The following is a 26,516-nucleotide window of genomic DNA, read 5'->3' on the forward strand; positions in this document are numbered from 1 at the left end:
CTATGCCGATAAAAGAACTCAGCATTGACATCGAAACCTATTGTGAAATTGACTTACGAAAATCTGGTGTATATCGCTATGCAGAAGATGACAGTTTTGAACTCCTTCTGTTTGCGGTTTCTGTCGATAATGGACCAGTAACTGTTTACGACTTACCTAAAGAGAAATTACCCCAAGATATCCTTGAGAACTTGGTGGATGATAGTGTCATTAAATGGGCATTCAACGCTTCATTTGAGCGAATTTGTCTATCAAACTGGCTCAAGAAACATCATCCTGAGTTCTTATCAGATGGATTTCTCTCCCCAGTTTCGTGGCGGTGTAGCATGATTTGGTCCGCATATTTAGGACTCCCACTTTCCTTAGAAGGGGTTGGAACAGTTCTCAAACTCAAAGACCAGAAGATGAGAGAGGGGGCTGACCTCATTCGCTACTTCTGCTTGCCTTGTAAGCCAACCAAAGTCAATGGGGGACGAATTCGTAACTTTCCTCATCACGCACCTAACAAGTGGTCTACATTTATCGACTACAACAGACGTGATGTTGAGGTCGAATTGGCCATCAAGGAACGGGTGAAAAACTTCCCAGTACCTAGCTTTGTTTGGAATGAGTACCACCAGGATCAGATTATTAATGACCGTGGTATTGGCATTGATTTGGATTTTGTCAAAGCTGCTATCAATCTTGATGCCAATAGCAAAGCCAAAATTCAAGAAGAGTTAAAAGCATTAACAGGTCTTGAAAATCCCAACTCTGTTCTGCAGATGATTGGCTGGTTACGTGAACATGGAGTAACTACTGATTCTCTAGATAAAAAAGCTGTGAAAGGACTCCTCAAAACGGTTGATGAAACAACTGCTCAAGTTCTCAAACTTCGTCAGCAAGCTGCTAAATCAAGTGTGTCTAAATACCAGGCCATGATGAACTGTGTTTGTAAAGACGGTCGAGCAAGGGGAATGTTTCAATTCTATGGAGCAAACCGAACTGGTCGATGGGCTGGCCGTTTGGTACAGCTTCAGAATTTACCTCAGAACCATCTTCCTGACCTTGAGGAAGCTAGAGAACTTTTCGGAACAGGTGACTTAGAAGCTACTGAGCTAATCTACGACACACAAGATACCTTATCTCAACTTATCCGAACAGCCTTTGTCCCTAGTAAAGGAAAGAAATTCATTGTTTGCGACTTCTCTGCCATCGAAGCTCGAGTACTCTCTCACCTGGCTGGAGAGAGATGGCGGAGTAAGGTATTTGAACAAGGGAAAGACATCTACTGTATGTCCGCTTCTCAGATGTTTGGAGTACCAGTTGAAAAACATGGACAAAATTCCGAACTCAGGCAAAAAGGAAAAATTGCGGAGCTTGCTTGTGGCTATGGTGGATCAGTTGGTGCACTCAAAGCCATGGGCGCCATTGATATGGGACTATCAGAGGACGAACTCCAACCACTTGTTAACTCATGGCGACAAGCAAATCCAAATATCGTTCTCTTCTGGTGGGATGTCGATAAAGCGGTTAAGATTGCTGTAGAGGAACTACTTCCTACATCTACTCAAAATATTCAATTTGAAGTCAAAAGTGGCATATTGTTCATCACCCTTCCTTCTGGTCGTCAACTCGCCTACGTCAAACCTAAAATTGGTGAGAACCAATTCGGAGGGGAATCTGTCACCTACGAAGGGACTGGAACTGCCAAACGTTGGGAGAGACTAGCAAGTTATGGTCCAAAATTTGTGGAGAACATTGTCCAGGCTATCAGTCGTGATATTCTTGCTTACTCTTTGGAGCAACTGAAAGAGTTTAAAATTGTAGGACATGTACATGATGAAGTAATAATCGAATGCCCAATGGAACAAAAACTTGATAAGATTGCATCATTGATGGGTATTGCACCAGACTGGATGTCTGATATTAACCTTCGTGCCGACGGATACGAATGTTCCTTTTACCAAAAAGACTAAAAAATCGCCACCTCGCAATTGAGATGGCGATTCTGTTATTTATTTAATTCTTTGTAAAGCTCAATTCCTTCTTTCTTAGTATTATTGACTTTTTTATAGCCTGCAGATTTCTGTACTCCTAGTTTTTCAAAGATTTCCTTATTTTCATAACCATCAAATAGCATTTCCAATATTTCTGGTGCTTGAAAGTTTGATTCTGCAAGTTTTGATTTCAAAAACTCAAATTGATCCATGAATAGATAAAGTTCAATCCCATCATCGATAACTGGTAAATCTTGTTTCTCTGTGAATGCTTCCAATGATGAAATCTTAGGGGAATTTTTACTAGGCTTACGAAAATCTTTGAGATAATCATTAACTGAGTTATTATACCACCAGACCATCTGTTCATAGTCCTCTTCTGAGACAGGAACAAATGCAGTGAGTATTGGAATACCCATAATTCGACATTGACGAAACGTGCCACGTAGCAAACCTGAATGGCGTGAAGTCATGTAATAATCCTGCACGAACATAGGTGCTAATACTTCACTTTCAGTTGGTTGTACTCCAGTTGATGAAGATTGAGCTTGGCAGTAGTTGAAGAAGTTGACATTGATTGTCATGATAAATTGGCTTCCCAGTTAATACCGAAAGCACACATGACAAATCAAGGCATGCAAAAAATATTCTTGACCGCATAGTTACTTTCCTCTATGTTATCGGTCAGCTAACCTCACAGACTGACTGTGCACTCTCACACCATGACTTTGAGGTTCGCTATGATCAGTAGCAAATCATGGTATGAGATTACTTTTAGTCTAGTATCTCATGGAAAATAAAAAAGAAAATAGCAAGATTCTGACACGGTCAAAACCTTGCTATTATGCAATTTTCTCCCTAAAACACAGAAAATATCACAGAAATAATATAAAAATCGTGTCAACATTGTGACACGATTACTTGATAGATATTCCCCTTTTTGTTAAAAATTGTTTTGCAGCCGCTACAGATTGTCCTTGGAAATGGTTAAGTAGGTATTGGTAAGCCATATCTTCTTTATCACCATTTTTTATTTTAAAGTTTGAGAGCGATAACAGATGCTGATTAATAAAATCAGGTAGCTCAAGATACACCAATACCAATACAAAGAGCTGTAAACTACCACCCGTTCCTTTAAACAGTCGTTTAATCGTTGATTCACTGGAATCTACTGCTTCTGCGATTTGGGGGAAAGTTTCTTCTTGATAATCTTTTACTTTATTCATTGCTTCAGTGAAGTCATTTGGCAATTGTTTAAACAATGTAAATTCACGATTTCGTTGCTCCGTTTCAACTTCAAGCTTTCTTTCATCTATAGAATATTCAATCCCATGTTTGTATGAAATCTCAAATTTATACGAGCTAGGATGTAAAAGATATAATGTAAAATCTTCTTCAAAACCCATTTCCTCATATTCTTTACGCTTAATGTCAAAAATAATCGCATACTCATCTAATTTCTCAAGAGCTGCTGGCGATATCAAAGGATACTTAATAAAGTACCAAACTACTTCTGGACTATTAATAACCACATGTCCGTCAACATAGATATAACGTTTAGAATCAATCAATTCTCGAAAATTACTATCGGAGGCATATAAATCAAACATTTGTTGTTCTGAAATAGTTAGAGTCTGATTGTGATTTACTTTTAGTTTATTAAAAGCATAATTGTTAACATATCGACCATCTACAAATTCCAAAACCCCACGAACTTCATCAAATCCTAATTCAATCAATCTTACTCTTGCTGACTGTTTTGAGACATGGAAAAAATCTGCCAACTCTTCAATAGTAATTTGAAGAATATCTAGCATTCCAGTACGTTTGTTATGTTCTGCAATCTCAGTAATTAATTCTAATGCTTTTTTACAAAATGTACTTCTTGGCATCAAAATTCTAGGTGGAACAACCTTCGCTTGTTTTTCTATCCACATTCTAGCATTCTTAAAATCTTTATCTCTACTCTTATAATCATCTTGCGAAAGTAAAAATTCCTTCATCATTATGTGTGGTCTGTGTCTATATTGATGATATGCCTCATGAATGAGTGTTAGGTTTTTATTCCCTTTCACAAATTTACTTGCATCATAAATCACCGTTCCTTCAGAAACAACCAAACTCTTGTAAGAATTGTAAGTATGGTCATATACCCTAGCTATTTCTGACCTAAAATGACTTTGACCACGAATGCTACCATCAGGACTTAAGGGGCTTTCCAGCAATGTCAGTCCAAGACTATTTATTGCAATTAGAGGGTCAATAGGTTGCGGTAGCTTCAATGCAGAACTATAAAAAGTATTCAAAAATTGTTCTGCTTCTTCCTCGTATTTTGTTTGATACATATAGGGAAGTAACGTAGAATCTAGCTGTGTTTCACTATCAAACTTTACTTTTCGATGTTCACCAATTTCTACTAGCGACATTATAACTTCATCATCAAAGAATAACAGATATTCAATCGTATGTTTTCTTTGGATATCTCTTATCTCTGTCTTATCTTTACAAACAAACTCGAAATGTGTTTCTGAGGTCACATTAACTAATAATCGAATAGTTCGATAATCTTTTTGAAACGGAGTAACTTTAATATACTTTATGTTTGGAAGTTCTTTTGAAAACACTTGCCAGCTCTCAACAGTGGTTTCTATCTTAGCTTTAATATCCAATAAAATATTACTATGAATATCTGATTTAATTTGATTTGTAAATTTTCTTTTAATATATTCTGTAATCGGCATCTTACAACCTCAATTCCGTTGCTTTATAATGCAACATGATATTGGGAATATTATATCAAAAATTGTTAAAAAAATCAGCACATTATTCTATTACAAGAAAATTTGTGCTAATGTTACTTTAGATATGATTCAACTACTAAAACCAGAAAAACGATATATTTTACATATAGAATGAATGAATACTAAGCAGATTTTGCATCTGAATAATCTTTTGTTGCAAAGTTTGATATTTTTGATATAATCGTTGCATAATAAAGCAACAAAGGTGGTGCGTCATGTTTTCTGGAATTCGTCTTAAAGAAAAAAGAATTGAGAGAAAATTTAATCAGTCTGAAATTGCCTATAAATTAGGTATCAATAGAGCTTCTTACAGTAAGTGGGAATCAGGTAAATCAATCCCAAATCAGAAAAATCTCTCAGCTATAGCAAAAATCCTAGATGTCCCCGTCACCTATTTCGAATCAGAATACAATATTGTCAATAATTATCTTCAGTTAACTCCCGGTAACCAGCTAAAGGCAGAGGACTATGTTGAGGAGCTTCTTCTATCCCAACAAACTTCAAACGTCATTCCACTCTTCTCAGTACAGGTACTATCAGATATTCAATTATCTGCTGGCCTGGGAGAAGGATTCTTTGACGAGTTTGAAACTGAAACTGTCTACTCCGATGAGGAACAATACGGCTACGATATTGCAGCATGGATCGAGGGAGATTCCATGGAGCCTGTCTATAAGAGCGGTGAAGTCGCACTTATACGCTCGAACGGTTTCGACTATGACGGGGCTGTTTATGCATTATCATGGAATGACTCAGTTTATATCAAAAAACTCTACCGTGATGAGGATGGATTTAGAATGGTTTCACTGAATAAGAACTATCCAGAGAAGTTCATCCCTTATGAGGATGAACCAAAAATTGTTGGTCTAGTTGTAGGCCACTTCATGCCTGTAGAGGGAGTATAGTCATGAAGCTAAAGGATATTTTAGAACTTGGGACGTATGGTTTCAATCCGGACTGTAAAGTCGAAATTTTCAATATGGACAACTTTGAAGAGCGACTAGAAAATGAAGGATTCGATGAAATTCTTATTCCTCAAAATGATGACGTAACAATCTATCCCTACGCATTTTTGATTGAGGATTCTATTTTGATTGCTATGACCGAGGAGGATGACAATACCAATGAATGTTAAAGAAATGATTTACATCAAAGACGAACGTATTATCTTCACCCCTGACAAATTTGAATACGACATCACAGATTACATCGGTGAACTTATCGAAGAGCTAGAAAAACTTAAAAGGAGATAATCCTATGGGCTATATCGACTATTCTTTTGAACCTCAAAGTGACATAGCCTTCCTCGATATGAAGTCCTTCTACGCTTCGGTAGAATGTGTGGATAGAGGTTTGCATCCGCTCTACACATCACTGTGTGTCATGAGCCGTGCAGACAACTCGGCAGGATTGATTCTCGCTTCTTCTCCTATGTTTAAGAAAGTCTTCGGTAAAGCAAATGTAGGTCGTTCCTACGACTTGCCATTTGATATCAACACTCGAAAATTCAGCTATCAAAATGCATGGAAACAGGGAATTGAGGTAACACCAAAGTATAAATCGTTTATTGAACACTGGGCAAAACGTACACTCATCGTTCCTCCTCGAATGGACAGATATATTGAGAAGAATCTAGAGATTCAGCATATCTTTCAAGACTATGCTGCTCCAGATGACATTCTCCCCTATTCAATCGATGAAGGCTTTATTGACCTTACTAGCTCACTCTCTTACTTTATTTCTGATAAGTCAATGTCAAGGAAAGATATGTTGGATAATGTTTCGGCTATGATTCAAAGGGATATTTATCGCAAAACAGGTATTATCTCAACTGTGGGAATGAGTAATTCCAACCCTCTTCTAGCTAAACTAGCTCTTGATAATGAAGCTAAGAAAACTGCTACAATGAGATCTAACTGGTCATACGAAGATGTAGAAACCAAGGTATGGGCCATTCCAAAATTAACAGACTTTTGGGGGATCGGTAGTAAAACCGAGATTCATTTACAAAAACTTGGTATTCATTCAATCAAAGAATTAGCCAATTTCAATCCTGATATTCTCAAAAAAGAATTCGGTAAAGTCGGTGTTCAACTTTGGTTTCACGCCAATGGAGTTGACGAGAGCAACGTCCATGAACCCTATAAACCAAAATCACGAGGATTGGGTAACTCACAAGTACTTCCTAGAGATTACAGAACCCAAAGAGAAATTGAAATCGTATTAGCTGAAATGGCTGATCAGGTTGCTAATCGACTGCGTTCGGCCCATAAGAAAGCAACTGTTGTTTCAATCCATATTGGCTATTCTAGGACTGAGATGAAAAAATCTATAAATGCACAGAAAAAAATAGAACCAGCAAATCTCCCAAAAACAATGGTAAGTCATGTACTTGAATTATTCCGAAAGAAATACACCTCTGGTGCAGTGAGACAAATTGGTGTATCTTATAGTGGCTTTGTAGATGAAAGCTATACTCTACTATCTCTCTTTGATGATGTAGAACAAATTGAAAAAGAAAATAGACTTCAGACAGCTATTGATGTTGTCAGAGAACAGTTTGGCTTTTTAGCCATACAAAAAGGAACCGTCCTAACTGAAGGTTCCAGAAATATTGAACGTAGTAAACTTATCGGCGGTCATTCCGCTGGTGGATTGGAGGGATTAAAATGATTGACCGTTCATACTTACCATTTCAGTCAGCAAGAGAGTACCAAGATACTAAGATGCAAAAATGGATGGGCTTTTTTCTATCTGAGCATACATCAGCACTCACTGACGATGCAAACAAAGTAACGTATATGTCAGATTTGTCACTGGAGAAGAAATTATTACTCCTCAGTCAGGTGTATGCTGGGCAACTGAACACGCGCATTCATGTAGTTGAAAAAAACAATCGAGTTTCCTATACTGGAACAATACCAAGTCTGACCAAAGATTTCATATTAATAAAAACTACAACAGGTCACATTAATTTGAAATTAAAAGACATTGTTAGTATTGAACTTGTAGAGGAGGTGCTCTATGAATCAGCTTGAATTTCAGCGTAATCACCTGCAAATGGACTATTATAGCGAGAGCTACCAAGATTTTGAACGTGACTTCTACCGCTACTCCAACATGAATATTCCATTGACCTTCCTGACTGATGATATCCTCAAAACAATGGCGACTTCTCGTAAGAATTACTTTGTCCTAAATAAGGAAAAAGCTAGAGATAATCGTGATCACTTCTTCATATTTGAAGTAAGTACCGTAGATGAGAATCCGCTAATCTATCATTATACATATAAGAAAACTACAATATATTTAGCAGAAAAATAGGAGCAGTTCAATTGACTGTTCCTATTTTTAATATTCATAAAATCTAAAGTCTTTATACTCTTTAACAATGGAGTCGCCAACCAGAACAGACTATACTGACCAGCGACTACCTTAAATTTAATGTTTCAGATTTATTTTCTTATCTCTAATTTCATAAACTACATCTGCTACATTTTCGAGTAATCGTTTATCGTGGGTGATAAACACGATAGTTCCGGTGTACTCCTTCATTAGTATTTCCAAAGCCTCTAAACTTGGTATGTCAAGGAAGTTACTGGGTTCATCCATTATTAGGATGTTATATCTACCCATGAGCATTTTAGCAAGCAACAATTTTATAATTTCTCCACCGCTTAAAACAGATAAACTTTTTCCAATATCGTTCTGTTTGAACCCCATAGATGCTAGCACTGAACGAATTTCTGATATATTGTAGTCACAATCCTTCTGCATAAACTCCATAACATTCTGATTACTGTTGTACTTGTAACCATTCTGTGCAAAGTAACCTATTTTTGCCTTAGGCGAAATAGAAATTCCTTCTTCATGGTTTAAGATCATTTGGATTAAAGTTGTTTTTCCGATTCCATTACCACCAGTTAACGCCACTTTTGCTCCTAACGGAATTTGAAAAGATGCATTTTCAAAAAGAGCCTTATCCCCAAATACTTTATTAATTTCTGCACCGACTATAGGGTATGGATTATGGAGCTCCAATGCTTTACTTTGCCTGAAACGAATTCTGCGAATGCCTTCCGGAGCTTCTACTTTTCCTAAGGCCGCAATCCTGTGCTCTAGGGTTTTAGCAGCATTATACATCTTTTTTTCCTTACTTCCTATTGATTTTTGATGAGCTAAACGCCCTCCGCCTTCAGTACTTTTTTTCTTTGAAGAACCTTTTGCCTTCTGTTCTATTTTACGAGCCTGTTTTCGCTTTTCCTCCGCAGCCCTTTCCAATCGAGCACGTTCCGCAATAAATTGTTCGTATTCTGCAGCTTGTCTCTTACGTTCTTCCTCTTTCTGACGAAGATAATCAGAATAGTTTCCCCAATACTCAGTGATTTTGCCATCTTTCAGTTCCCATATTTTATCTACTATTTCATCAAGAAAATAGCGGTCATGGCTAATAACTAACAGTGCACCTGTAAAATATTTTAGCTGTCCTATTAGAAAATCAATTCCTTCACGGTCTAAATGGCTCGTAGGTTCATCCGCTAAAATACCATGAACCTGTGCCGATAAGGCCTGTGCTATTTTAAGCCTTGTTTCTTCACCACCGCTCATGGTCTGTATATTTAATTGCTCAACACCTAGCTTGCCTACAAGCGCAAAATCTTTTTCCTCCTGCAGAGTTACTTCGTCCAACTGGGGAATATAGGCAAGTTCACCCAGATGATTCATTTTACATCCTGGGGGAATTAATTCTCCTAAAAGTACCTTGAATAAAGTGCTTTTTCCTGCACCATTTGCTCCTACTAAACCAATACGGTCATAATCATATACTTCTAATTCATTTATATCTAAAACATCGTGTCCTTTGAATTCCACACGAATGTCTTTTGCTTTTAATATTAATTCCATAACATTTCCTCCTGTCTATAATCGCATGCTTTCATTTGCTTGTACGCAGGAAAAACCCTGCGATTTTAGCAGGAAGAATTACATGAAAATAAGATACATAAATATCCCTCCAATATTGTTTATTTTAAATCTAATTTTCTAATCTCATTTATCATTGGGCAAACTATTGCAATGCAAATAATTAAAATACCTGATAGTAAAAACCAATGATTTACACCGATTCTATCAGCAAAGAGTGCAGAAAGAATTAACCCAATTGGCATAGCAAGTGACATGATACTTCCGGTCAAAGAAAATACACGTCCTAAATATTCAGGCTTAATTTTCTCCTGAAAAAGAGCTGTTTGCACACCGCTATAAAATGGCACCGAAAGCCCCATTATTGCACAGCAAACTACGAATATTACAAATCCATTTGGAGGAAGTATTCCCGAAACGGCTAAACTGGTCCCCATTATAAAAAATGAACTTGTTATTAGTAATACATGCTTTTCGAAGCCCCCTAATCTTCCTAATAATAAGCCTCCTGCTAGCATCCCAAATGCAAAGGAAATTTCCGTAATAGAAATATGCACAGGCGTTCCATTAAAGTGTTCCATGCTTATTAAAGGAAATAGTGCATTGATTGGCATATAAACAAAAGTATATAGTGTTCCTAAGAGTAATAAGGCAAACAATCCTTTGTTTTGTCTCAGAACCACAACTCCTTCTTTCATCTCTCTTATGAAATTTGGTTCTAAACTTTGCACTTGATTACCCAGCTTAGGTATACGTACAATTGCTACCGTAATAGATGCAATCACAGCACCCAATACATCGATGGCAATAATAGCATTTAGTTCCCAAACGGAGTATAAGAGTGCTGCAACCGCCGGACTAACAATATAGCTTATAGACTGCAAAGACTGACTATAGCCTGCACATTTCGTAAGCTGTTCTTCTGGTACTAAAAGTGGCGTAACCGCATTGAGAGCCGGGGTGTGAAAAGCTGTTCCAATGCTACGGATAAACAATACTATCATAACCATCCAGACAGGTAGCTCCATATAGAATGCAACAATAGTAAGCACCGAACCAGCTGCTGCGATAATTAAATCAGCACCAATCATTATCTTCTTCCTATCATGACGATCCACTAGCACACCAATTGCAGGTCCAAAGACCGCATAGGGTAAAAAACCTAATAGTGAAGCCATAGACAAGACCATCGCGGATCCAGTTTTTTCTGTAAGGTAAAAAATAATCGCCATTTGCAAGATGGCACTAGTGATTAATGATACTGCTTGCCCTGCCCATATTGTATAAAACTTAAGTTTCCAATTGTTGTATTTTTCCATTTATATTATCTCCTGCATATTATTTTGCTTAAATTTCTATTTTGAATAGCATTATAGGCAATAAAAAAATGCAGGCCTAAATCCACAATGTGGCTTTTGGTCTGCATACATACAATTTGGAAACATTCATATTAAAGACATAGTTAAATAAAGGTATAGTTAAATAACCAATATCCTCACCGTAACTAATGAATGCTCAATATCGTATAAATAAGCACAACAAAAAAGCCTATCATCGGGTATAGATTCTGCTTTTCTTATTGCCAGCTTATCTTAAACGCATTGAGGCTGTCATAGTTTCGGTTCCTCCTACATCTTTGTTTATATCAATTTATAGTATAACACAACAAGATGATATGTTCAATATAAAAGTTATGGAATGAGTCTCATACTTCCAATTCGATGCCAGATTTAAAGGATATGACGAAGTGTTCTTCATAGACTGTAACGCTCTGGATTATCTTCCTTAGTAGCAAGCGATTAGCTTTCACAAAATCTTCTGTTTGTAGTTTTAAAAATTCATCAGGATTTTCTAACTCAACCTCAAAATATTTCATTTTACATTCCCTCATTTCATTTATTGATAAATTGAGTTTACAAAAAAGAGTGGACAATTTTTGTCTACTCTTAACCTTTAAAATAGTTTTTTTTAATCGATTTGAAGTTGCCTAAATTATTACTTATTCGGTAAAATGAAGTATTGCTTTCAACAGATTTCCTTCAACTACACTTCACTTGATTCAAACAAGGTGGGTACATTTCTATTCCCACAAACTCCTTGTCAATGGAAACAATCACGTACCCACAGGGTAAATGGAAATAGAAACTGATAATTTCTAGCTATCACTTCTACTCATTCCAAAAATTTTCTCACTCTGATACTTACCCACCATAAAGCAAAAAGCCTTGCAATCAAGGCTTTCATTATCCCTTTCGTTCAAAGGTTTCTAAGCTTTTACAAGCAGAGCAACACACTCAACCGGTGTACTATTGTCCAAACTAATTTCTAAGTCTTCCTCAATGATTGGAAGCTTGAAATGAATGGCTTTTACCCAACGTCCTGCTTTATTTTTGTCATCATAAATTTCGACTTTTTCAATCAACATCTGACACAATCGCTTCTTGTCGATATCTTCCATGACGTCCATAAATGATGCAAAGTTAACTAATATTTTATAAATATTATCAGCGGTCATTTTATCTTTTAGGATTACCTCTCGTTTAGATTCACTTGTCTCAATTAGCCTTTCTACATCTGCTAATTTATCATAAATAGTATTTAATCTCATATCTAAATCAATTGACTTTTGCTGAAAATGAGGATCTTCAAAATTTAAGGAGTCAATCTGTTGGATTAAATTCATTTTAGTTGCACTTAATTGGCGAAAGAGACTTTTATATTGTTCAATTTCACTGTCTATCCTACTTGTATCAACCTGAATATTTATTTTCTCTTGCAGTTTTCGTGCAAAATCAGGTCTTGAAACTAACTTACTAATGATTGATAATACTTCATGGTCTAAATTTCCTGTTTTAAGCTGTTTATTAAATGTGCACTTATGACCATCTACATGTTTTCTATGTTTACAAGCATAGTAGTAATAGTTTTTATAGTATTCATCTTTCTTATTTTTATTTCGCTTGATACTTTTATTTCCATAAAGCCCAGCATGGCATAATGGACATTTTATCAACCCTGAAAGTATATAGATAGAATCGCCCTTGTTTGGATTCTCACGTTTATACTTATGGGCATTAGCTTCTCGTTTTTTCCTCACTTTTTTCCAAGTCTCATCGTCAATAATGGCTTCATGGATTCCGTCTGTTAGAATATAATTTTCAGACTGCGTGACTTTCGTTTCACCAGAAATTTTATCTCGAGTGCTTTCACGCCGTCCAAAAGCAATTTTTCCATTGTAAACTGGATTGTCTAAGATTCTTGCAATGCCACTTGATGAAAAATATGGAAGCGTACTATTGTGTCGAATTGGTTTCTTTATATCTAGGTTGGCTAAATGCTTGGCAATAGCTATAGTGCCCATATCACTGTTGGCAAATAAATCAAAAATCATCTTTACGGATTCAGCTTCTTCATGATTTACTTGTAATTGACCATTAACAAGGGAATATCCTACAGGCGCAAATCCACCATTCCATTGACCAGCTCTCGCTTTTTGTCTACGACCTTCCATAGCTTGAGAAATAATATTCTCTCTTTCCATTTCAGCAACTGCCGACAAGATCGTAATAACTAACTTTCCTGAATCCTTTGAACTATCCAGTCCATCATCAACGCAAATCAGATTTACACCATGAGATTCCATAATAGCTAGAGATTTTAAAGTATCCGCAGCATTCCGACCAAAACGTGATAATTTGAATACAAGTACATAGTCCACCTTATCTTTCTCTGCTTCGATGTCTGATATCATGTTCATAAATTCCGTTCGTCCTAGCATGGTTTTACCAGATTTCCCAGCGTCTTGATAGGTTTTCACAATCTCAATATCAAAAGCATTGGCATATTGCTGAATTTTTGCTTCTTGAGCATCTAATGAAAATCCTTGAACCTGCATAGTCGTAGATACCCTTGTATAGATATAGGCTTTCTTTCGCTTCATTTAATTTCTCCTTGAAAAGTTTGACCAAAAAATACCCTTATAATCTTAAGGGTATTTTAACTCTTTTTAGAAAAGAATACAAGCAACTACTCATCAGTATACAGGTTTTCTTCCTTGATTGGTAAATTTGAGCAATCAATGTTGTCTCCATATTTCAGAAGCATTTCTTCCAAAAATCTCACTAGTTCATCCATAGATGACCTCCAAGTGAAATTATTTGACTCTGATTCCTCATTACAAAAGGCAGAAGTAGTTGCTTGTAGAAATGTAAATCATGTAAGTTCATGATAAACTCCTTCTATAACTCAACTATATTCTGCCATTTTTTGGAAATTATAAAAAAACCGTTAATGAATTTGATATTAGTTTTAATTCCATGCAAAAATCTTCTTACAGAAGGTAAGAAGATTTTAGTTTTAAAACATTGTTAGATGTGTACTAGAAGTATATATACAGTACGATTAAACACAACTCTTGTCAACATTTTAAAAATTATTATCCACTTAAAAAATTGCCTCATTCATCAACTTCATTTCATAAGGAATTAGCTTTGAACTTATTTGCGAAATATTATCCTTTAGATATTGGATAATATTAGGATAACCAGTTAACTCCTCTGGTAATTTTACTTTCTTGACTGCTGAACAAGGTACCCCATAATCAATTAAGAATTGTAATCTTTCATCAACTTGTTCATTTTCTAATAAAGCAGCAAACACGCTATAGTCCCCGCACTTCATTTTTGATTGGCTAAAAACATATTTTTGAATAGAATCAACAACAGCAAGAAGCTTGGGAATCTCAAAATTTGCATCAGTTCTCTGAAATTTCAGCATATAATCGATAGCCCGATCCAAAGGATCTTTCTTATTTTTTTTAACATAGTAATCGTATTGTTCATAAATCAATTCTTTGAATGATAGATTTATATATTTCAAGGCTGTTACTGCTTTATTTTGACTATAGCCATACTCATCTCTATGCTTCAGGTACTTATATCCTAAAAATAATCAGTTCTATAATAAATTAAAAATCGTGTTGGTAGAAAAATCGTCTACTTCTACCAACACGATTTTACAAAGAGCCAGTACTTACATCTCTTTTTCTCCTGTAAAACTATTGTATCTTGATACTTTAAGGAGTTTCAATCATTCGATCTGTTAACCGTTATTTTTTGGATCTAAACTTAATAACATAGCATTAATGGCGACGATGACTGTTGACACAGACATTAGGATTCCTCCTAATGCAGGGCTTAATGTGATACCAATAGGAGCCAAAATTCCTGCAGCTAGAGGGATAGCTATAAAGTTATAACCAGCTCCCCAAAATAGGTTTTGTTTCATTTTACGAGTTGTTTTGTGTGCTAATTCAATGAATGATTCAATATCTCCTGGATCGGATTGAGTCAATATGACATCAGCTGAATCCAATGCAACTTGAGTTCCAGCACCTACAGCTATACCAACATCTGCTAAGGCAAGAGAAGGAGCATCATTTACACCATCACCTACCATGATAACTTTCTTTCCTTCATCTTTAAGTGTTTTAACTAACTCATATTTGTCTTGTGGAGATTGATTTGATCTATACTCAATCCCTAAAACTTCTGCCGCGCCTTGAGCCGCTTTTTCATTATCACCTGTTGCCATAATTGGTTGAATATTGTTCTTTTTAAGAGCTTTAATTAACTCTTTACTCGTTGGTTTTAATTCGTCCCCTAAAGCTACAGCACCAATGGCATCATCGTTTTCTACTAAGACACTAAGAGTTGCTCCTTTTGGAATATCCATATCAAGATTACGTCCATAGGCTTTTTGACTGATTAATTGGTAACGGTGCCCACCTGCTTTACCCTCTACTCCAGAACCGGAAATCACATCAATCGAATCAAAAGATGCTGGACGTATATCTTGCTGCTCGGCGAACCTTATAATTGATTGAGCAATTGGGTGGCTAGATCCTCCTTCAATACCTGCCAATAAGGCAATGATTTCCTCTTTTGTATATTTGTCATTAAGAAGTTTTACATCTAATACTTTAAATTCACCAGTTGTTAAAGTACCCGTTTTATCTAAAATTATCACATCTGCATCTTGAGCTATTTCTAAGGCTTGGCGGTCTTTTACTAGTAAGCCACGGCTAGCCCCTAAGCTTGTGCTTCGGGCGGTTACCAATGGAATAGCCAGACCCAATGCGTGCGGACAAGCAATAACTAATGTAGTAATAGTAAATATAACTGCCGTTGGGATATCTCCAATAATCATCCACACTACAAAAGCAATTAGCGCGACAATAACAGCAATATAGAAGAGCCACCCTGCAACCTTTTGCGCAATATTTTCTGCCCTGGAAGGCTGACTTTGAGCTTGGCTAATTAAAGTCTGTACTTGAGAGATAAAGGATTGATCACCTGTCTCATTCACTTTAATATAAAGAACCCCTTCTCCATTTGTTGAGCCTCCGATTACTTCATCGCCAGGACCTTTTTTAACTGCTTTTGATTCTCCAGTCAAAAGAGCTTCATTTACACGTGATTCGCCACGCTCGATAGTTCCGTCTGCTGGCACATTTTCTCCGGCTTGAACACGAATTAAATCGCCTACCTGTAAGTCAGCAACTGGACGTATTTCAATTGAATCATCTTCTAACACAACGTGAGCATCTTTTGGTACCAACTTAGCCAATGCTGCTTGTGCGTCTCCTGCTTCTCCAATAGCTTTCATCTCAATCCAGTGACCTAATAACATGATTAATAATAATGAAGCAAATTCAAAGAAAAAGTCCATCACGTGTCCACCCGTTACGTAGGTAATGATAACAGCATAAATACTGTATAAATATGAAACACTTATACCTAAAGAAACTAGAGCCATCATTCCAGGTTCTTTTTGTTTAAATTCGTCAACTGCGCCTTGATAGAATGGACGTCCACCATAAATAATTAATATAGTAGATAAAATAGCTACTACAATATCAGAATATGGAAAAGTAAACTGGAATGGTAGGTCAAACCCAGCCATAGGGGATAAGAGCATAATAATGATTCCTAGTGGCAATGATTTTAAGAAAAGTTCCTTAAAGTTACCGTGATGATGGTGTTCATGCCCTCCGTGATGCCCACTGTGGTCATGCCCACTGTGCCCGCTGTGCCCGCTGTGATCATGCTCAGCATGATGTTCTTGATGTTGATTCTTATGGTCTCCATGTTCTTCCGTGCTTACGTGCTCATGTTTTGAATGATCCATGTCGCCATGATTATGGTGACAGTGGGATAAATGTTTGTTGTTATTGTTCATTTTAAATTCCTCCTTATTCTTAATGATGATGTAAATGACACTCGCATTGTCTTTCTGGACAATTGCAATCCACTTCTTCTACTGCGAAAGATTTTTTTATCTCTAATATTTTTTCTAGTCGATCTATATCATCGAAGCTTAAGACATGATCTTCAATATTATTTATTATTCTACTTTAATTTGTCCCATCATACCTGCTTCTTCATGTTCAAGAATGTGACAGTGGTACATATAACTACCCTTCTTATTAAACTTAACTATAAGTCTTACTTTTTCGTTAGGCTCAATATATACAGTATCTTTCCATCCGCTCTCCTCTGGAGAAGGCGCATTACCGTTTCTTGATAGAATTTGAACCTGGGTGCCATGAATATGGAATGGGTGTCCCATTTCATGCATCATAGATCCTGGGTTTGTAATTTCCCAAATCTCTGTATCTCCAAGCCTCACTGTTTCATCAATTCTATTCATATCAAACTTTTTACCGTTTATTGATACCATGTGACCCATACCTTGAAGCTCAAAACTTCTTATCTTAGTAGCTTGTGCTTCTGACATTCTTTCTATATTCGTTAAAGTGCTAGGTACTTCAGTATCATCTTTCCCATCGCCTTTAACATTAAAGGTCATAATGGCTTCCTTATTACTCATAAGTGATAGCTGCGTTCCCTTTTCATACTTTGAAAAGTCCACTATTATCTCTGCTCTTTCCCCAGGTGATAACATAATATTTCTCTGGCTAACCGGTTTTTCTAAAAATCCACCATCAGATGCTATTTGATAGAATCCATCTCTATTATCTAACTTCAAATTAAAGTTACTTGCATTAGCACCATTAACTATTCTAAATCTCATCTTGACTCTATTAACCTCTAAATTAGGTTTAATAGCTCCGTTAACTATGATAGTATCCCCTGTTGCTCCATCCATCATATTTGTATTATAAATAAAACTGCCGTCCTTGCCAAAGCTTCTATCTTGAATTACTAAAGGTATATCATTTACTCCATATTCCTTAGGAATATTTAAGCTTTTTGATACTTCATCATCCACATAGAATAGTCCTGCTAAACCTTTATAAACTTGGGTAGCAGTATTTCCTCCAAAGTGCGGATGATACCACAATGTTGCAGCCTGTTGATTTACTGTAAAACTAGGCTCCCAAGTTGTTCCTGGTTCAATTCCTTGATGAGGGCCCCCATCCTTTTCTCCTTCTACCTCTAGTCCATGCCAGTGAACTGTAGTTGCTTCTTTTAGCTTGTTATTTACGTGCACATTTACTTGCTCACCTTTACTTACTCTGATGACAGGGCCTAAGAAACTTCCGTTGTAACCCATAGTTCGTGTCTTGGTATTTGGTAAAAATGAAGTTTCTCTTTCTTGAGGTTCTAAAGTAAAATCCGCAATATTAGGATCTGGATTTTTATCCTCTAATAGTGGTGGTATAGGAAGTGTACTTTTTGTTTTACTTGTTTGAATATCTATATTAACTGCACTCTGGTTTATTTTAAAATAACTAATCATTGGTTCTAAAAGTGTAATATATCCAACTGCAGTTAATACGACTGTAAGTCCAATACCTAATAACATATGTTTATTCTTACTCATTTTTATTCCTCCTTATGTTAATGATGATGTAAATGACACTCGCATTGTCCTTCTGGACAATTGCAAGCCACTTCTTCTACTGCGAAAGATTTTTTTATCTCTAATATTTTCTCTAGTCGATCTATATCATCGAAGCTTAAGACATGATTTTCAATGATGCTTCCTATTACATTTCCAACTTTCTTATTGCAAATACGGTTAAAAATATCTTCTGCATAATCCCTTACGGCTTCTTTCTCTACAATATTGGCAGTGTAAATAAACTTTCTACCTTCTTGCTCTGTATTTAGTACGCCTTTTTCAACTAATCGACCTAAGATCGTTTTGATAGTGGATTCTGTCCAGTCCATTTTTTCTTTCAATACAGAGATGACTGTTTTACTAGTTACTCGATCATTTGCCCAAACTACACGCATTACTTCCCATTCAGCATCTGTGATAGAAGTATTAAGTTCTATTGTGCTCATTTTCCTTTCCTCCTTGTCGTTTACAAATGTAAACGAATGTGTTCAAAATAAGTCTACTATTGTAAACGAAATTTGTCAAGTCTTTTTATTAAATTCTCACTTTTTGGGGTCAGTCCCTTAAAACTGAAAGTTTTAAAATGAAATTAGCCATCTACCTATACTGTGAGATGAAGGCTACGACTCATTCTGATAAGTCATCGATTTCATTTGATGACAGGTTTGGAGCTGTTAGGCAAATTTGCCAAGGCTAATCATAGCCTTGCTTTAGCCCAAAAAAGACATCCAAGAGATTTCTCTTGAATGTCTGTAAACGCTGATATAATCGTAGGTCGCTTTGCTTTAAATTATACTTTTTTCTTAAACATTTGATACGAGTAGGTATTTCTTGTGAGTAATTTTCATCAAAAATTTCATATATAATCTCCCTATAATCATGGAAAAGTAGTAAAAATAGTTGTTATCCTAGTTGATTAAAAAAATCTCTGATTTCCTCATCTTTTATAAAATAATATATAATTTTCCCCTCTCTTCTAGTGTCCAAGATGTTTTGATTGGCTAGTTTACGAAGATGGTGGGAGGCAGATGCCATACTGAGATTTAATAAACAGGCTATATCGCAGACACAGAGTTCTTCGACGGCAAGGAGATAAAAGATGATATTTATCTGTTTATTATCGGTAAATTTTGATAAAATGCGAAGTGATTTTTGGACTTTTTCCTTTTCAAGGTAGTTCGTTGCGGTTGTAACATTTTGTTGATTTATAACATCCACTTGACAGATACTATCTTTTTTCATAATTTTTTTCTCCTAGCCTAACACAGCCCATAGCATGTCAAAGCTGTTGTTTTCAATCAGGATATACATCCCCAATCCTAAATAGACAACGGCAATAAACCATCTGCTATATTTTTCCAAAGTTTCTCCAACAGAAGGGACTTGTGACAATTTTTGGGCAGAAAAAACCAAGAGATAAATCATGACTAGAAAGGTCAGTAAAGCCACTATCAAATTCGCTAAATTTAAGGTAGTAAAATATGGGACAAAGACACCAATATTGTCAGCACCACAACTTGCAAAAGTAATCATAGCGACTAGAAAAATCAGGTTTTTATTATCTTTGCTCAAACCTTCTTTGGCAATAGCTTCTCCATCAGAATCTCCTAAAAGCAAAACTTTGAGGCCTAGGAAAATTGGAATCAAACCGAGCAAACCTAAAATCTCTTTACTAGGAATATAATCTAAGACAAATGCAAAAAGCAAACTTAGCAATATTAGACTAACAGAGCCTAGAAATTGTCCTAAATAGATGTTAATGATGTCTTTTCTGCTTTTTCTTTTGGCAAAAAATAACATTAGGATAATAAGTAAGTCTACGGCTGTCCCAGAATACAGGATTATTGAAGTAACAATATTTTGAATCATAAAACACCTCATTCAAATATATTTTTGAATGTATTCTAACATTAAACTTTATAGATGTCAACTTAAAATCCACCAATTAATAATTGCATGTCAATATTTGTATTGTGTAGTTTCAGAAATATATTGTAATTCAAATTGTAGAAAATTACATCAAATATTATAATGAAAAAAGAATCCAACAAAAATTGGACTACCTGTCTCCGGTTGAATACCGGAGACGGTAGCCCTAGGGTGTTTTTATTAAATTCTCACTTTTTTGGGGTCAGTCCCACGACCGTTGATTGAGCTTAAAACTATTTCGATTTATGAGCCATTGGAAATCTCGTATGATGAATATATGTCTAATTGCAAACATTAACTAGAGTAATAGCCTAGTTAATAAGCATGGGAGGGAGTTATAAGCTCTCTCTTTTTTGTCTGCGCTGTTCGCGGACAAATCGCACGTTGATTCGTGCGACGGGCGAAGACCATTTTTTGCTGATAATTTTAGCGCAGCTGAAATTATTTTGTTAGCAAAAGATGGGCAAGCAAAAATTGCGTGAAGCAATTTTTTCGGTGCGTAGTTCGCGCCGATTTTTTCGAGGCCACTTTTGTGGGCCGAAAAAGCAGTGAATTTTTTGAACCGTGAGGGTCAAAAAAGGGGTGCAACCCATAGCCCTCGGCAGAGCGTTTGTAGTTTTGATGAACCGTAGGGTTGTCAAAACTACAAAAACGTTACTTTTTGACAAAAAGTAACAAAAACCTCTGTTACTTGCTTCTCAAATTTTTTAATGAAAATCATTGAGTCTAATTTATTTGGCGAGGAATAGCGGAGCGCCTCGCCGTTGTTCGCTATTCGAGCAATCATAACACAAAATTTTAAGATATTGATAATTTAGAAATTAAGATACCAATCTTAAATAATCACTTTTCTACAAAAATAATGGGGTCATTTATCTATCCATTTTTTAAGTCATAATGGGTAACTTTATAAAACCATTATCTGTTAAAGAATGGATTACTTTATTGGTCCGCTATTTTTGAAAATATGGGCTTCTTTAATTAGTCCATTAATTTAGAGAATATGGACTAGTTTATTCAGCCATATATTATACAATTATGGACTACTTTACTTGGCCTTTTATTTTACAAACATGGATTACTTTATTAGCCAATGTTTTTCAATCATGGAGTAATTTATGAATCCATTATTACAGCCAAAATGGTCAACTATACAAAACCATTAATCGCTTAAATATGGATTACTTAAATAGTCAATACATTTTTCTATAATGGACTCGTTAAGGTGTCAATTTCATTCTAATAGTAAGAGATTGGTCTCCATAGATTTCAGTCCTAAAGAATAAAACATCAGTAATTAATTACTTGGTTCAGGGATAGTTCCCAATAAATTCATTCTCAAATTTTTAAAATGAGTTTTTAAGGCATACTGTATTAAAGAAAAATTTTTAAGGAGTATACGTGATGCCAAAATTAACTATTTCATTTAAAACAAATCCGAGAATGACAAACATTCGACATAATAATAGAGATTTAACAGAAAAAGAATGGAAGAGCCCAGAACATTCACATATTCTTAGAGATAAAAGTCATCAAAATATTGTAGTTAAACAATTAGATATTCGAGAGCTATATGAAAAGGAATTTGGACCTTCTTTGCAGGAATACAATGAAAAGCAGATAAGAAATGATCGAAAAATCAAGGATTATTATAAACATGTTGGTAAACTTGATACCTTAGATCAACAAAGAGAGTTTATCATTGGTATTGGATCAAAAGCGGATTGGGATGAATTACCAGAAGGATATAAACTCAACATAGGGATATATTTAGCTAAATATGCACAAGATTTCGAAAAACGTCATCCACATTTCCGTGTTTATAATGCAGTAGTGCATCTGGATGAAAAAGGTGCTCCGCATTTACATTTAAATGTAGTTCCCATCGCAGACGGTTATAAAAATGGTCTCTCTAAACAGCCCAGCTTTTCAAAAGCATTGAAGCAAGAGGGATTTACAGAAAAAGGAAAATTTCAACTTATGGCTTTTCGCAACAACGAAATTAAAGTCCTTGAGACAATGTTGAAAGAAATGGCAGTCGAACGTAAAAAAGTAGGTACGAACAAGATTAAAGACATGCGTGAATATAAAGAAATGATGGCTGAACTTGAGGAGGAAAAAGGAAAGAAACTGAATGAGATTAAAGCTGAAATCACTTCTGAGGTCTCAAAAGTAGAAAAAGAATTTGCAAAAAAGAAAGAGAAGTTGAATACACTTGAAAAAGAGATTGATAGAAAAACACAATCAATTGAACAATATGATAATGTCATCCATTCAAAGCAAGAGTCTGTTAATAAGTTAGATGAAAAGTTTGAAGCTAAAGCTGATAAACTAGAATTACTATTAGCTCAAGAAAAAGCTATAAATGCTATCAACGAACAATTATTAAAGGATATTGGAATTAAAGAGGATAAGAATTACCTATTTACCAAGGACTTTAAAGTAGAGGAACGTGGACTAATTGGAAAAAAAGAAAAATTTGCAGTTGTACCTTTAAAAATTTTTGAAAAAATGTTATACCAAGTAAATACCAAACCTATGAAACAAATTTTAGACGATTTTATTGATAAAGTCTTTAACAATAGTATTGTCAAAGGATTAAAAAAGAAAATTAGCCAATTGACTGGTGAATTGAAAAGAGCTAGAGTACAACTTCAACATGAGAGGTCAGTACGCATTGCTGAACAAAAAGAAGCGGAGAAAAAAATGGATTCGCTATTGAAGGAAGTGCAGCCTGCAATGAACCTATACGAAGATTTTCAAAACTATCTCACTGAAAATGATAAGAAAAAAGTATTTGAACGCATCGAAAAACACAAAAAATTACACCAAAAACAAATAAGTAAAAATCGCAATACAAATGATTATGAACGTTAAAAAGTGCAAATCAATTCTGCACTTTTTAATTTATTTAATTACTCAATCATTCCAAACCAAGTTAACGCATCGATGATAGCTTGTTCTTTTTTGGGTGGACAATTTGGAACTCTTTGATTTTCTTTCTTAGAGTGATTATAGTTCTCTCGCTCGATTATCCCAAGTTTCCTTTTTACTTGTGCAATGTTAAGGGTAGATACTTTTAATTCAAATTTTCTAAAGACATAATCTTTGATTTCTGAATAAGTGGCATCCTTCTTGACAGAAATATCTTTGAGATCTTCTTCATTGATTTCAAGATCAATATGATGGTTGATATCTCGTTTGGACAATTTCACAACCGCCTCAACGTGGTGCGTATTCGGAAAAAGATCCACCGGCTGTACCTTGGTCAGTTTGTAGCCCAATTCTTCGTAGAGCTTGATATCACGCGCCATGGTGGCTACGTTGCAGGAGATATAGACAAGCTTGTCTGGCTGGACAGAGGCACTGGCTTTGATGAAGCTGTCTGTCAGGCCTTTCCGTGGTGGATCTACGACGAAGACAGTTGGTTGAATACCTTCCTTGACCCAATTTTGCATGGCAGCTTCTGCACTATCGCAAACATAGGTTACATTGGAAATGCCATTTCGCTCGGCATTTTTCAGGGAATCAGCCACCGCTTCTGGAATGACCTCTACGCCGTAGACATGCTTGACTTGCTTGGCAAAGGAGAGGCCAATAGTGCCGATTCCAGAGTAGGCATCGATGACAATATCCTCAGAATCGACCGCCGCAAAGTCAATGGCCACTTGGTAAAGATGCTCTGCCATTTCCGTATTGACCTGATAGAAAGATGGGGCAGAGATCTCAAATTCATTGCCCAACATGGTATCGACAATGGTTTCAGAGCCATGCAAAAGACGAAATTCCTGGCCAAGAATCGCATTAGTGTTCTGATCATTGATGTTTTGGATAATGGACACCAGATTTGGAAAGGCGGTTGTCAAGCGTTCCACCAAGGTTTCTACACGGAAAATCTTTGGACGTGTCGTCACCAAAACCAGCATGAGCTGACCAGAATAATGCCCACGGCGGACGATGATATTGCGAATCAGGCCTGTCTGCTCTTTTTCATCATAGGGCTTGAGATCCAGTTTACGTAGCTGATCACGGGTAAATGCGATGACCTGATCAATCTCTGGGTGCTGGATATAAAAATCTTCAATAGGAATCAAATCATGAGAATTCTTTCTGAAAAAACCTGTTTCTAGCTGTCCATTGACACGACGGACAGGAACGGCAGCCTTATTACGATAGGCAAAGGGACTATCCATACCAATCGTATCTGCAACAGTTATATCTGTCAGACCTGCAATTTTCCGCAGACTGGTTTCCACCTGTTTCTTCTTAAAAGCCAGTTGTGCAGGGTAGTTCAAGTGCCCCAAATCAGCAATCCCCGTTCTTAGATAGGTTAAATCCAAGTCCTGATTGCGGTCAGCTGAGATACTCAACCATTCTTCCACCTTACCAAAACCGATATTCTTTTTGAGCTTGAGAATTTTCATCTTGATACGCTCACCTGGTAGGGCATTGTCCACGAAAAAGACAAAGCCGTCTAACTTGGCAACCCCTTGGCCCTCGTGGGTCAAGTCAATAATATCTACTTCAACAATTTGATTTTTTTCTAACATAGTTCTACTTTCTAAATGAGGTCACGAAAAAAGTGACCGAAGTCACTTTCTAGTATATCATATTTACGGCCAAAGAGCCTCTCTTCTACCGTAAACCAAGTGCTGCAAGCTTTTCTTGGTATTTATAGAAATCAATTTTCAAACCTAGTCCACCATAAACATCATACTCATCTATCCAATCCCCATATTCTGGAATTGTGGTTTGCTCAATCCCATTAGCACCATCTAAGACAGTGGCAATTCCGTCTGTAAAGACAAAACTACCCGGGATATTGGTAGATGTGAGAGCATAGACTTTACCGATTGCCTCCGCACCTGTAAAGAGTTTGCTTGGATTTTTAACCTGTGACAAAATGGCTGCCATAACCTGTTGTTGTCGTCGTGTTCGACCAAAGTCATTCTCATCATCTTTACGGAATCGAGCATAGTTGAGCAGGGTACGGCCATCCATTTGCTGTACACCTTCTTGAATGGTCTGACTTGGCACAACACCATTTTCCATATTGAGATCATCAGGGACATCAACCTCTGTGACATCGTAGCCATTTACGGTTCCAAACTGTGCGTCAATAGTGACTCCGTTTGGAAAAAGTGTATCTATAGCTGTCGCAAAGGTTGAAAAGTCAATCATGGCATAATATTTAATATCAATATCAAAATTCTCTTTTAATACCTGACGAACATTTTCAGCTCCTTGCTGGTTATTTTGCTCACCAAAGGTATAGGCAACATTTAGCTTATAGTCATAGCCACCAATGTCAATCAAAGTATCCCGCATAAAGCTAACCATTTTCACCTTGTTGTCACTGTTATTGACATTCAAGACCATGATAGAGTCTGTTCGGGTAGCGTCTGATGTTTCTCCGACTCGACCATCCGTTCCTAGAATCAAAATATTGACACCATTACTGGTATTTTCACCATAAAAGACCTCACTAGTAGCTTTATTCTCAACAGAAGTATAGCCTTTGAAGGCCATAAAGCCCATGGCCAACAAGACCAAACCGATAGCCATTAAAAACCATTTAAAATAGGTTTTGATGCCTCGCTTTTTCTTTTTAGGCTTAGCTACTGGTTCTTTTTTGGCAAAGAAGGGTTTGCGCATCCGCTCTTTTTTGGGGTATGTTGGCAACTCCTCCTCACCATTTTCCTCCCAGTCGGTCACCACCTGAGCAGATTTCTTCCACTTATCCTTTCCATGGTCTTCATTCCAATCTGGGAGAAGATCCTCATCCTCTTCGACAGGTAAACTACGAGACCGAGATTTTCGTCTGGAAGGTCTCGATTCCTGAACAGGACTAGTTTGCGAACCATAGGTCTGACGCAACTCTAGTTTTTGTTGCAGATAAGCTAACTCTCGCTTTTCCTTGTCGTTTAAATAGTGGATATTTTTTTGTAAATAATCAATTCGTAATTCCTCATGATGACTGAGGATTCCCTTGTATTTGGTCATCACTTTTCCCCTG

Annotated in this window: 22 protein-coding genes and 2 pseudogenes; 9 read left to right on the plus strand and 15 right to left on the minus strand. The window is 36.3% G+C overall.

The features are described 5' to 3' along the window. Positions 1-2 precede the first annotated feature (2 nt). Positions 3-1,958, plus strand: coding sequence for a DNA polymerase (locus JNG37_RS05905; RefSeq protein WP_158455174.1), 1,956 nt, complete (start codon positions 3-5; stop codon positions 1,956-1,958). Between the two features lie 35 nt (positions 1,959-1,993). Here the strand turns inward: JNG37_RS05905 and JNG37_RS05910 are convergent, their stop codons facing one another. Beyond that, positions 1,994-2,563, minus strand: coding sequence for a hypothetical protein (locus tag JNG37_RS05910; RefSeq protein WP_024412704.1), 570 nt, complete (start codon positions 2,561-2,563; stop codon positions 1,994-1,996). Positions 2,564-2,896: 333 nt separating this feature from the next. After that, on the minus strand, positions 2,897-4,720 hold the full coding sequence (locus tag JNG37_RS05915) for a hypothetical protein (RefSeq protein WP_024412705.1): 1,824 nt from the start codon (positions 4,718-4,720) through the stop codon (positions 2,897-2,899). A 275-nt stretch (positions 4,721-4,995) separates the two neighbouring features. Between JNG37_RS05915 and JNG37_RS05920 the strand changes: the two genes are divergently transcribed. Genes JNG37_RS05920 through JNG37_RS05940 form a run of 6 tightly spaced genes read left to right on the plus strand, consistent with a single transcriptional unit; the run spans position 4,996 to position 8,104 of the window. Next, a complete protein-coding gene (locus JNG37_RS05920) occupies positions 4,996-5,685 on the plus strand; it encodes a helix-turn-helix domain-containing protein (protein ID WP_014636311.1) in 690 nt (229 codons plus the stop codon). A 2-nt stretch (positions 5,686-5,687) separates the two neighbouring features. Continuing rightward, positions 5,688-5,915 (plus strand): hypothetical protein, encoded by a 228-nt coding sequence (locus JNG37_RS05925; protein ID WP_014636310.1) that lies wholly within the window; start codon positions 5,688-5,690, stop codon positions 5,913-5,915. Next, positions 5,905-6,033, plus strand: a complete 129-nt coding sequence (locus tag JNG37_RS09990; protein WP_014636309.1) for a hypothetical protein — start codon at positions 5,905-5,907, stop codon at positions 6,031-6,033. Before JNG37_RS05925 ends, JNG37_RS09990 begins: the two co-directional genes overlap by 11 nt. Before the next feature lie 4 nt (positions 6,034-6,037). Continuing rightward, positions 6,038-7,453: a Y-family DNA polymerase gene (locus tag JNG37_RS05930; protein WP_014636308.1), complete on the plus strand. Its 1,416-nt coding sequence runs from the start codon at positions 6,038-6,040 to the stop codon at positions 7,451-7,453. Then, complete coding sequence (locus JNG37_RS05935) at positions 7,450-7,818, plus strand: hypothetical protein (protein WP_014636307.1); 369 nt, start codon at positions 7,450-7,452, stop codon at positions 7,816-7,818. Before JNG37_RS05930 ends, JNG37_RS05935 begins: the two co-directional genes overlap by 4 nt. Continuing rightward, complete coding sequence (locus JNG37_RS05940; protein WP_014636306.1) at positions 7,805-8,104, plus strand: DUF5960 family protein; 300 nt, start codon at positions 7,805-7,807, stop codon at positions 8,102-8,104. Before JNG37_RS05935 ends, JNG37_RS05940 begins: the two co-directional genes overlap by 14 nt. A 117-nt stretch (positions 8,105-8,221) precedes the next feature. Here the strand turns inward: JNG37_RS05940 and msr(D) are convergent, their stop codons facing one another. From msr(D) to JNG37_RS05995, 11 genes and pseudogenes are all read right to left on the minus strand, one after another. Next, positions 8,222-9,685, minus strand: coding sequence for an ABC-F type ribosomal protection protein Msr(D) (gene msr(D) / locus JNG37_RS05945; RefSeq protein WP_014636305.1), 1,464 nt, complete (start codon positions 9,683-9,685; stop codon positions 8,222-8,224). Between the two features lie 119 nt (positions 9,686-9,804). Then, positions 9,805-11,022, minus strand: coding sequence for a macrolide efflux MFS transporter Mef(A) (gene mef(A) / locus JNG37_RS05950; RefSeq protein ID WP_014636304.1), 1,218 nt, complete (start codon positions 11,020-11,022; stop codon positions 9,805-9,807). Between the two features lie 386 nt (positions 11,023-11,408). Beyond that, positions 11,409-11,579, minus strand: a complete 171-nt coding sequence (locus tag JNG37_RS05955; protein ID WP_002941306.1) for a hypothetical protein — start codon at positions 11,577-11,579, stop codon at positions 11,409-11,411. Between the two features lie 390 nt (positions 11,580-11,969). Further along, positions 11,970-13,643, minus strand: coding sequence for a recombinase family protein (locus JNG37_RS05960; protein ID WP_158455176.1), 1,674 nt, complete (start codon positions 13,641-13,643; stop codon positions 11,970-11,972). Positions 13,644-14,146: 503 nt separating this feature from the next. Then, on the minus strand, positions 14,147-14,581 hold the full coding sequence (locus JNG37_RS05965; protein WP_105120727.1) for a hypothetical protein: 435 nt from the start codon (positions 14,579-14,581) through the stop codon (positions 14,147-14,149). Between the two features lie 222 nt (positions 14,582-14,803). Beyond that, positions 14,804-16,942: a heavy metal translocating P-type ATPase gene (locus tag JNG37_RS05970; protein WP_029177191.1), complete on the minus strand. Its 2,139-nt coding sequence runs from the start codon at positions 16,940-16,942 to the stop codon at positions 14,804-14,806. A 19-nt stretch (positions 16,943-16,961) separates the two neighbouring features. Beyond that, positions 16,962-17,099 (minus strand): annotated as a pseudogene (locus JNG37_RS10085) (CopY/TcrY family copper transport repressor); the annotation flags it as partial. 8 nt (positions 17,100-17,107) lie between these two features. Beyond that, entirely contained in the window at positions 17,108-18,550 is a 1,443-nt protein-coding gene (locus JNG37_RS10090; RefSeq protein ID WP_018381136.1) for a multicopper oxidase family protein, read from the minus strand. A 17-nt stretch (positions 18,551-18,567) separates the two neighbouring features. Continuing rightward, complete coding sequence (locus tag JNG37_RS05985) at positions 18,568-19,017, minus strand: CopY/TcrY family copper transport repressor (protein WP_018381135.1); 450 nt, start codon at positions 19,015-19,017, stop codon at positions 18,568-18,570. A gap of 457 nt (positions 19,018-19,474) precedes the next feature. Continuing rightward, complete coding sequence (gene cadX / locus JNG37_RS05990; RefSeq protein ID WP_000711078.1) at positions 19,475-19,813, minus strand: Cd(II)/Zn(II)-sensing metalloregulatory transcriptional regulator CadX; 339 nt, start codon at positions 19,811-19,813, stop codon at positions 19,475-19,477. 12 nt (positions 19,814-19,825) lie between these two features. After that, positions 19,826-20,440 (minus strand): CadD family cadmium resistance transporter, encoded by a 615-nt coding sequence (locus tag JNG37_RS05995; RefSeq protein ID WP_024389446.1) that lies wholly within the window; start codon positions 20,438-20,440, stop codon positions 19,826-19,828. 110 nt (positions 20,441-20,550) lie between these two features. On the opposite strand from JNG37_RS05995, the pseudogene JNG37_RS06000 reads away from it, so the two are divergent. Together JNG37_RS06000 and JNG37_RS09890 are read left to right on the plus strand one after the other, a co-directional pair. Continuing rightward, positions 20,551-20,664: pseudogene (locus JNG37_RS06000) on the plus strand (IS3 family transposase); the annotation flags it as partial. Positions 20,665-21,904: 1,240 nt separating this feature from the next. Then, on the plus strand, positions 21,905-23,377 hold the full coding sequence (locus tag JNG37_RS09890; protein ID WP_024378623.1) for a plasmid recombination protein: 1,473 nt from the start codon (positions 21,905-21,907) through the stop codon (positions 23,375-23,377). A gap of 38 nt (positions 23,378-23,415) precedes the next feature. Here JNG37_RS09890 and rlmD read toward each other — a convergent pair whose 3' ends face one another. Together rlmD and JNG37_RS06015 are read right to left on the minus strand one after the other, a co-directional pair. Next, positions 23,416-25,050: a 23S rRNA (uracil(1939)-C(5))-methyltransferase RlmD gene (gene rlmD, locus JNG37_RS06010; RefSeq protein ID WP_158455178.1), complete on the minus strand. Its 1,635-nt coding sequence runs from the start codon at positions 25,048-25,050 to the stop codon at positions 23,416-23,418. An 85-nt stretch (positions 25,051-25,135) separates the two neighbouring features. Beyond that, complete coding sequence (locus JNG37_RS06015) at positions 25,136-26,503, minus strand: LCP family protein (protein WP_158455180.1); 1,368 nt, start codon at positions 26,501-26,503, stop codon at positions 25,136-25,138. Between the last annotated feature and the right edge of the window lie 13 nt (positions 26,504-26,516).

This window comes from Streptococcus suis (assembly GCF_016775005.1).
In the GTDB taxonomy this organism is placed as follows: Bacteria; Bacillota; Bacilli; order Lactobacillales; family Streptococcaceae; genus Streptococcus; species Streptococcus suivaginalis.

Excerpts from the sequence above, each read along its gene's own strand:
- JNG37_RS05905 (WP_158455174.1), top strand. The coding sequence starts at position 3 with ATGCCGATAAAAGAACTCAGCATTGACATCGAAACCTATTGTGAAATT.
- JNG37_RS05910 (WP_024412704.1), bottom strand. The coding sequence starts at position 2,563 with ATGACAATCAATGTCAACTTCTTCAACTACTGCCAAGCTCAATCTTCA.
- JNG37_RS05915 (WP_024412705.1), bottom strand. The coding sequence starts at position 4,720 with ATGCCGATTACAGAATATATTAAAAGAAAATTTACAAATCAAATTAAA.
- JNG37_RS05920 (WP_014636311.1), top strand. The coding sequence starts at position 4,996 with ATGTTTTCTGGAATTCGTCTTAAAGAAAAAAGAATTGAGAGAAAATTT.
- JNG37_RS05925 (WP_014636310.1), top strand. The coding sequence starts at position 5,688 with ATGAAGCTAAAGGATATTTTAGAACTTGGGACGTATGGTTTCAATCCG.
- JNG37_RS09990 (WP_014636309.1), top strand. The coding sequence starts at position 5,905 with ATGAATGTTAAAGAAATGATTTACATCAAAGACGAACGTATTATCTTC.
- JNG37_RS05930 (WP_014636308.1), top strand. The coding sequence starts at position 6,038 with ATGGGCTATATCGACTATTCTTTTGAACCTCAAAGTGACATAGCCTTC.
- JNG37_RS05935 (WP_014636307.1), top strand. The coding sequence starts at position 7,450 with ATGATTGACCGTTCATACTTACCATTTCAGTCAGCAAGAGAGTACCAA.
- JNG37_RS05940 (WP_014636306.1), top strand. The coding sequence starts at position 7,805 with ATGAATCAGCTTGAATTTCAGCGTAATCACCTGCAAATGGACTATTAT.
- JNG37_RS05955 (WP_002941306.1), bottom strand. The coding sequence starts at position 11,579 with ATGAAATATTTTGAGGTTGAGTTAGAAAATCCTGATGAATTTTTAAAA.
- JNG37_RS05960 (WP_158455176.1), bottom strand. The coding sequence starts at position 13,643 with ATGAAGCGAAAGAAAGCCTATATCTATACAAGGGTATCTACGACTATG.
- JNG37_RS05970 (WP_029177191.1), bottom strand. The coding sequence starts at position 16,942 with ATGAACAATAACAACAAACATTTATCCCACTGTCACCATAATCATGGC.
- JNG37_RS10090 (WP_018381136.1), bottom strand. The coding sequence starts at position 18,550 with ATGAGTAAGAATAAACATATGTTATTAGGTATTGGACTTACAGTCGTA.
- JNG37_RS05985 (WP_018381135.1), bottom strand. The coding sequence starts at position 19,017 with ATGAGCACAATAGAACTTAATACTTCTATCACAGATGCTGAATGGGAA.
- cadX (WP_000711078.1), bottom strand. The coding sequence starts at position 19,813 with ATGAAAAAAGATAGTATCTGTCAAGTGGATGTTATAAATCAACAAAAT.
- JNG37_RS05995 (WP_024389446.1), bottom strand. The coding sequence starts at position 20,440 with ATGATTCAAAATATTGTTACTTCAATAATCCTGTATTCTGGGACAGCC.
- JNG37_RS09890 (WP_024378623.1), top strand. The coding sequence starts at position 21,905 with ATGCCAAAATTAACTATTTCATTTAAAACAAATCCGAGAATGACAAAC.
- rlmD (WP_158455178.1), bottom strand. The coding sequence starts at position 25,050 with ATGTTAGAAAAAAATCAAATTGTTGAAGTAGATATTATTGACTTGACC.
- JNG37_RS06015 (WP_158455180.1), bottom strand. The coding sequence starts at position 26,503 with ATGACCAAATACAAGGGAATCCTCAGTCATCATGAGGAATTACGAATT.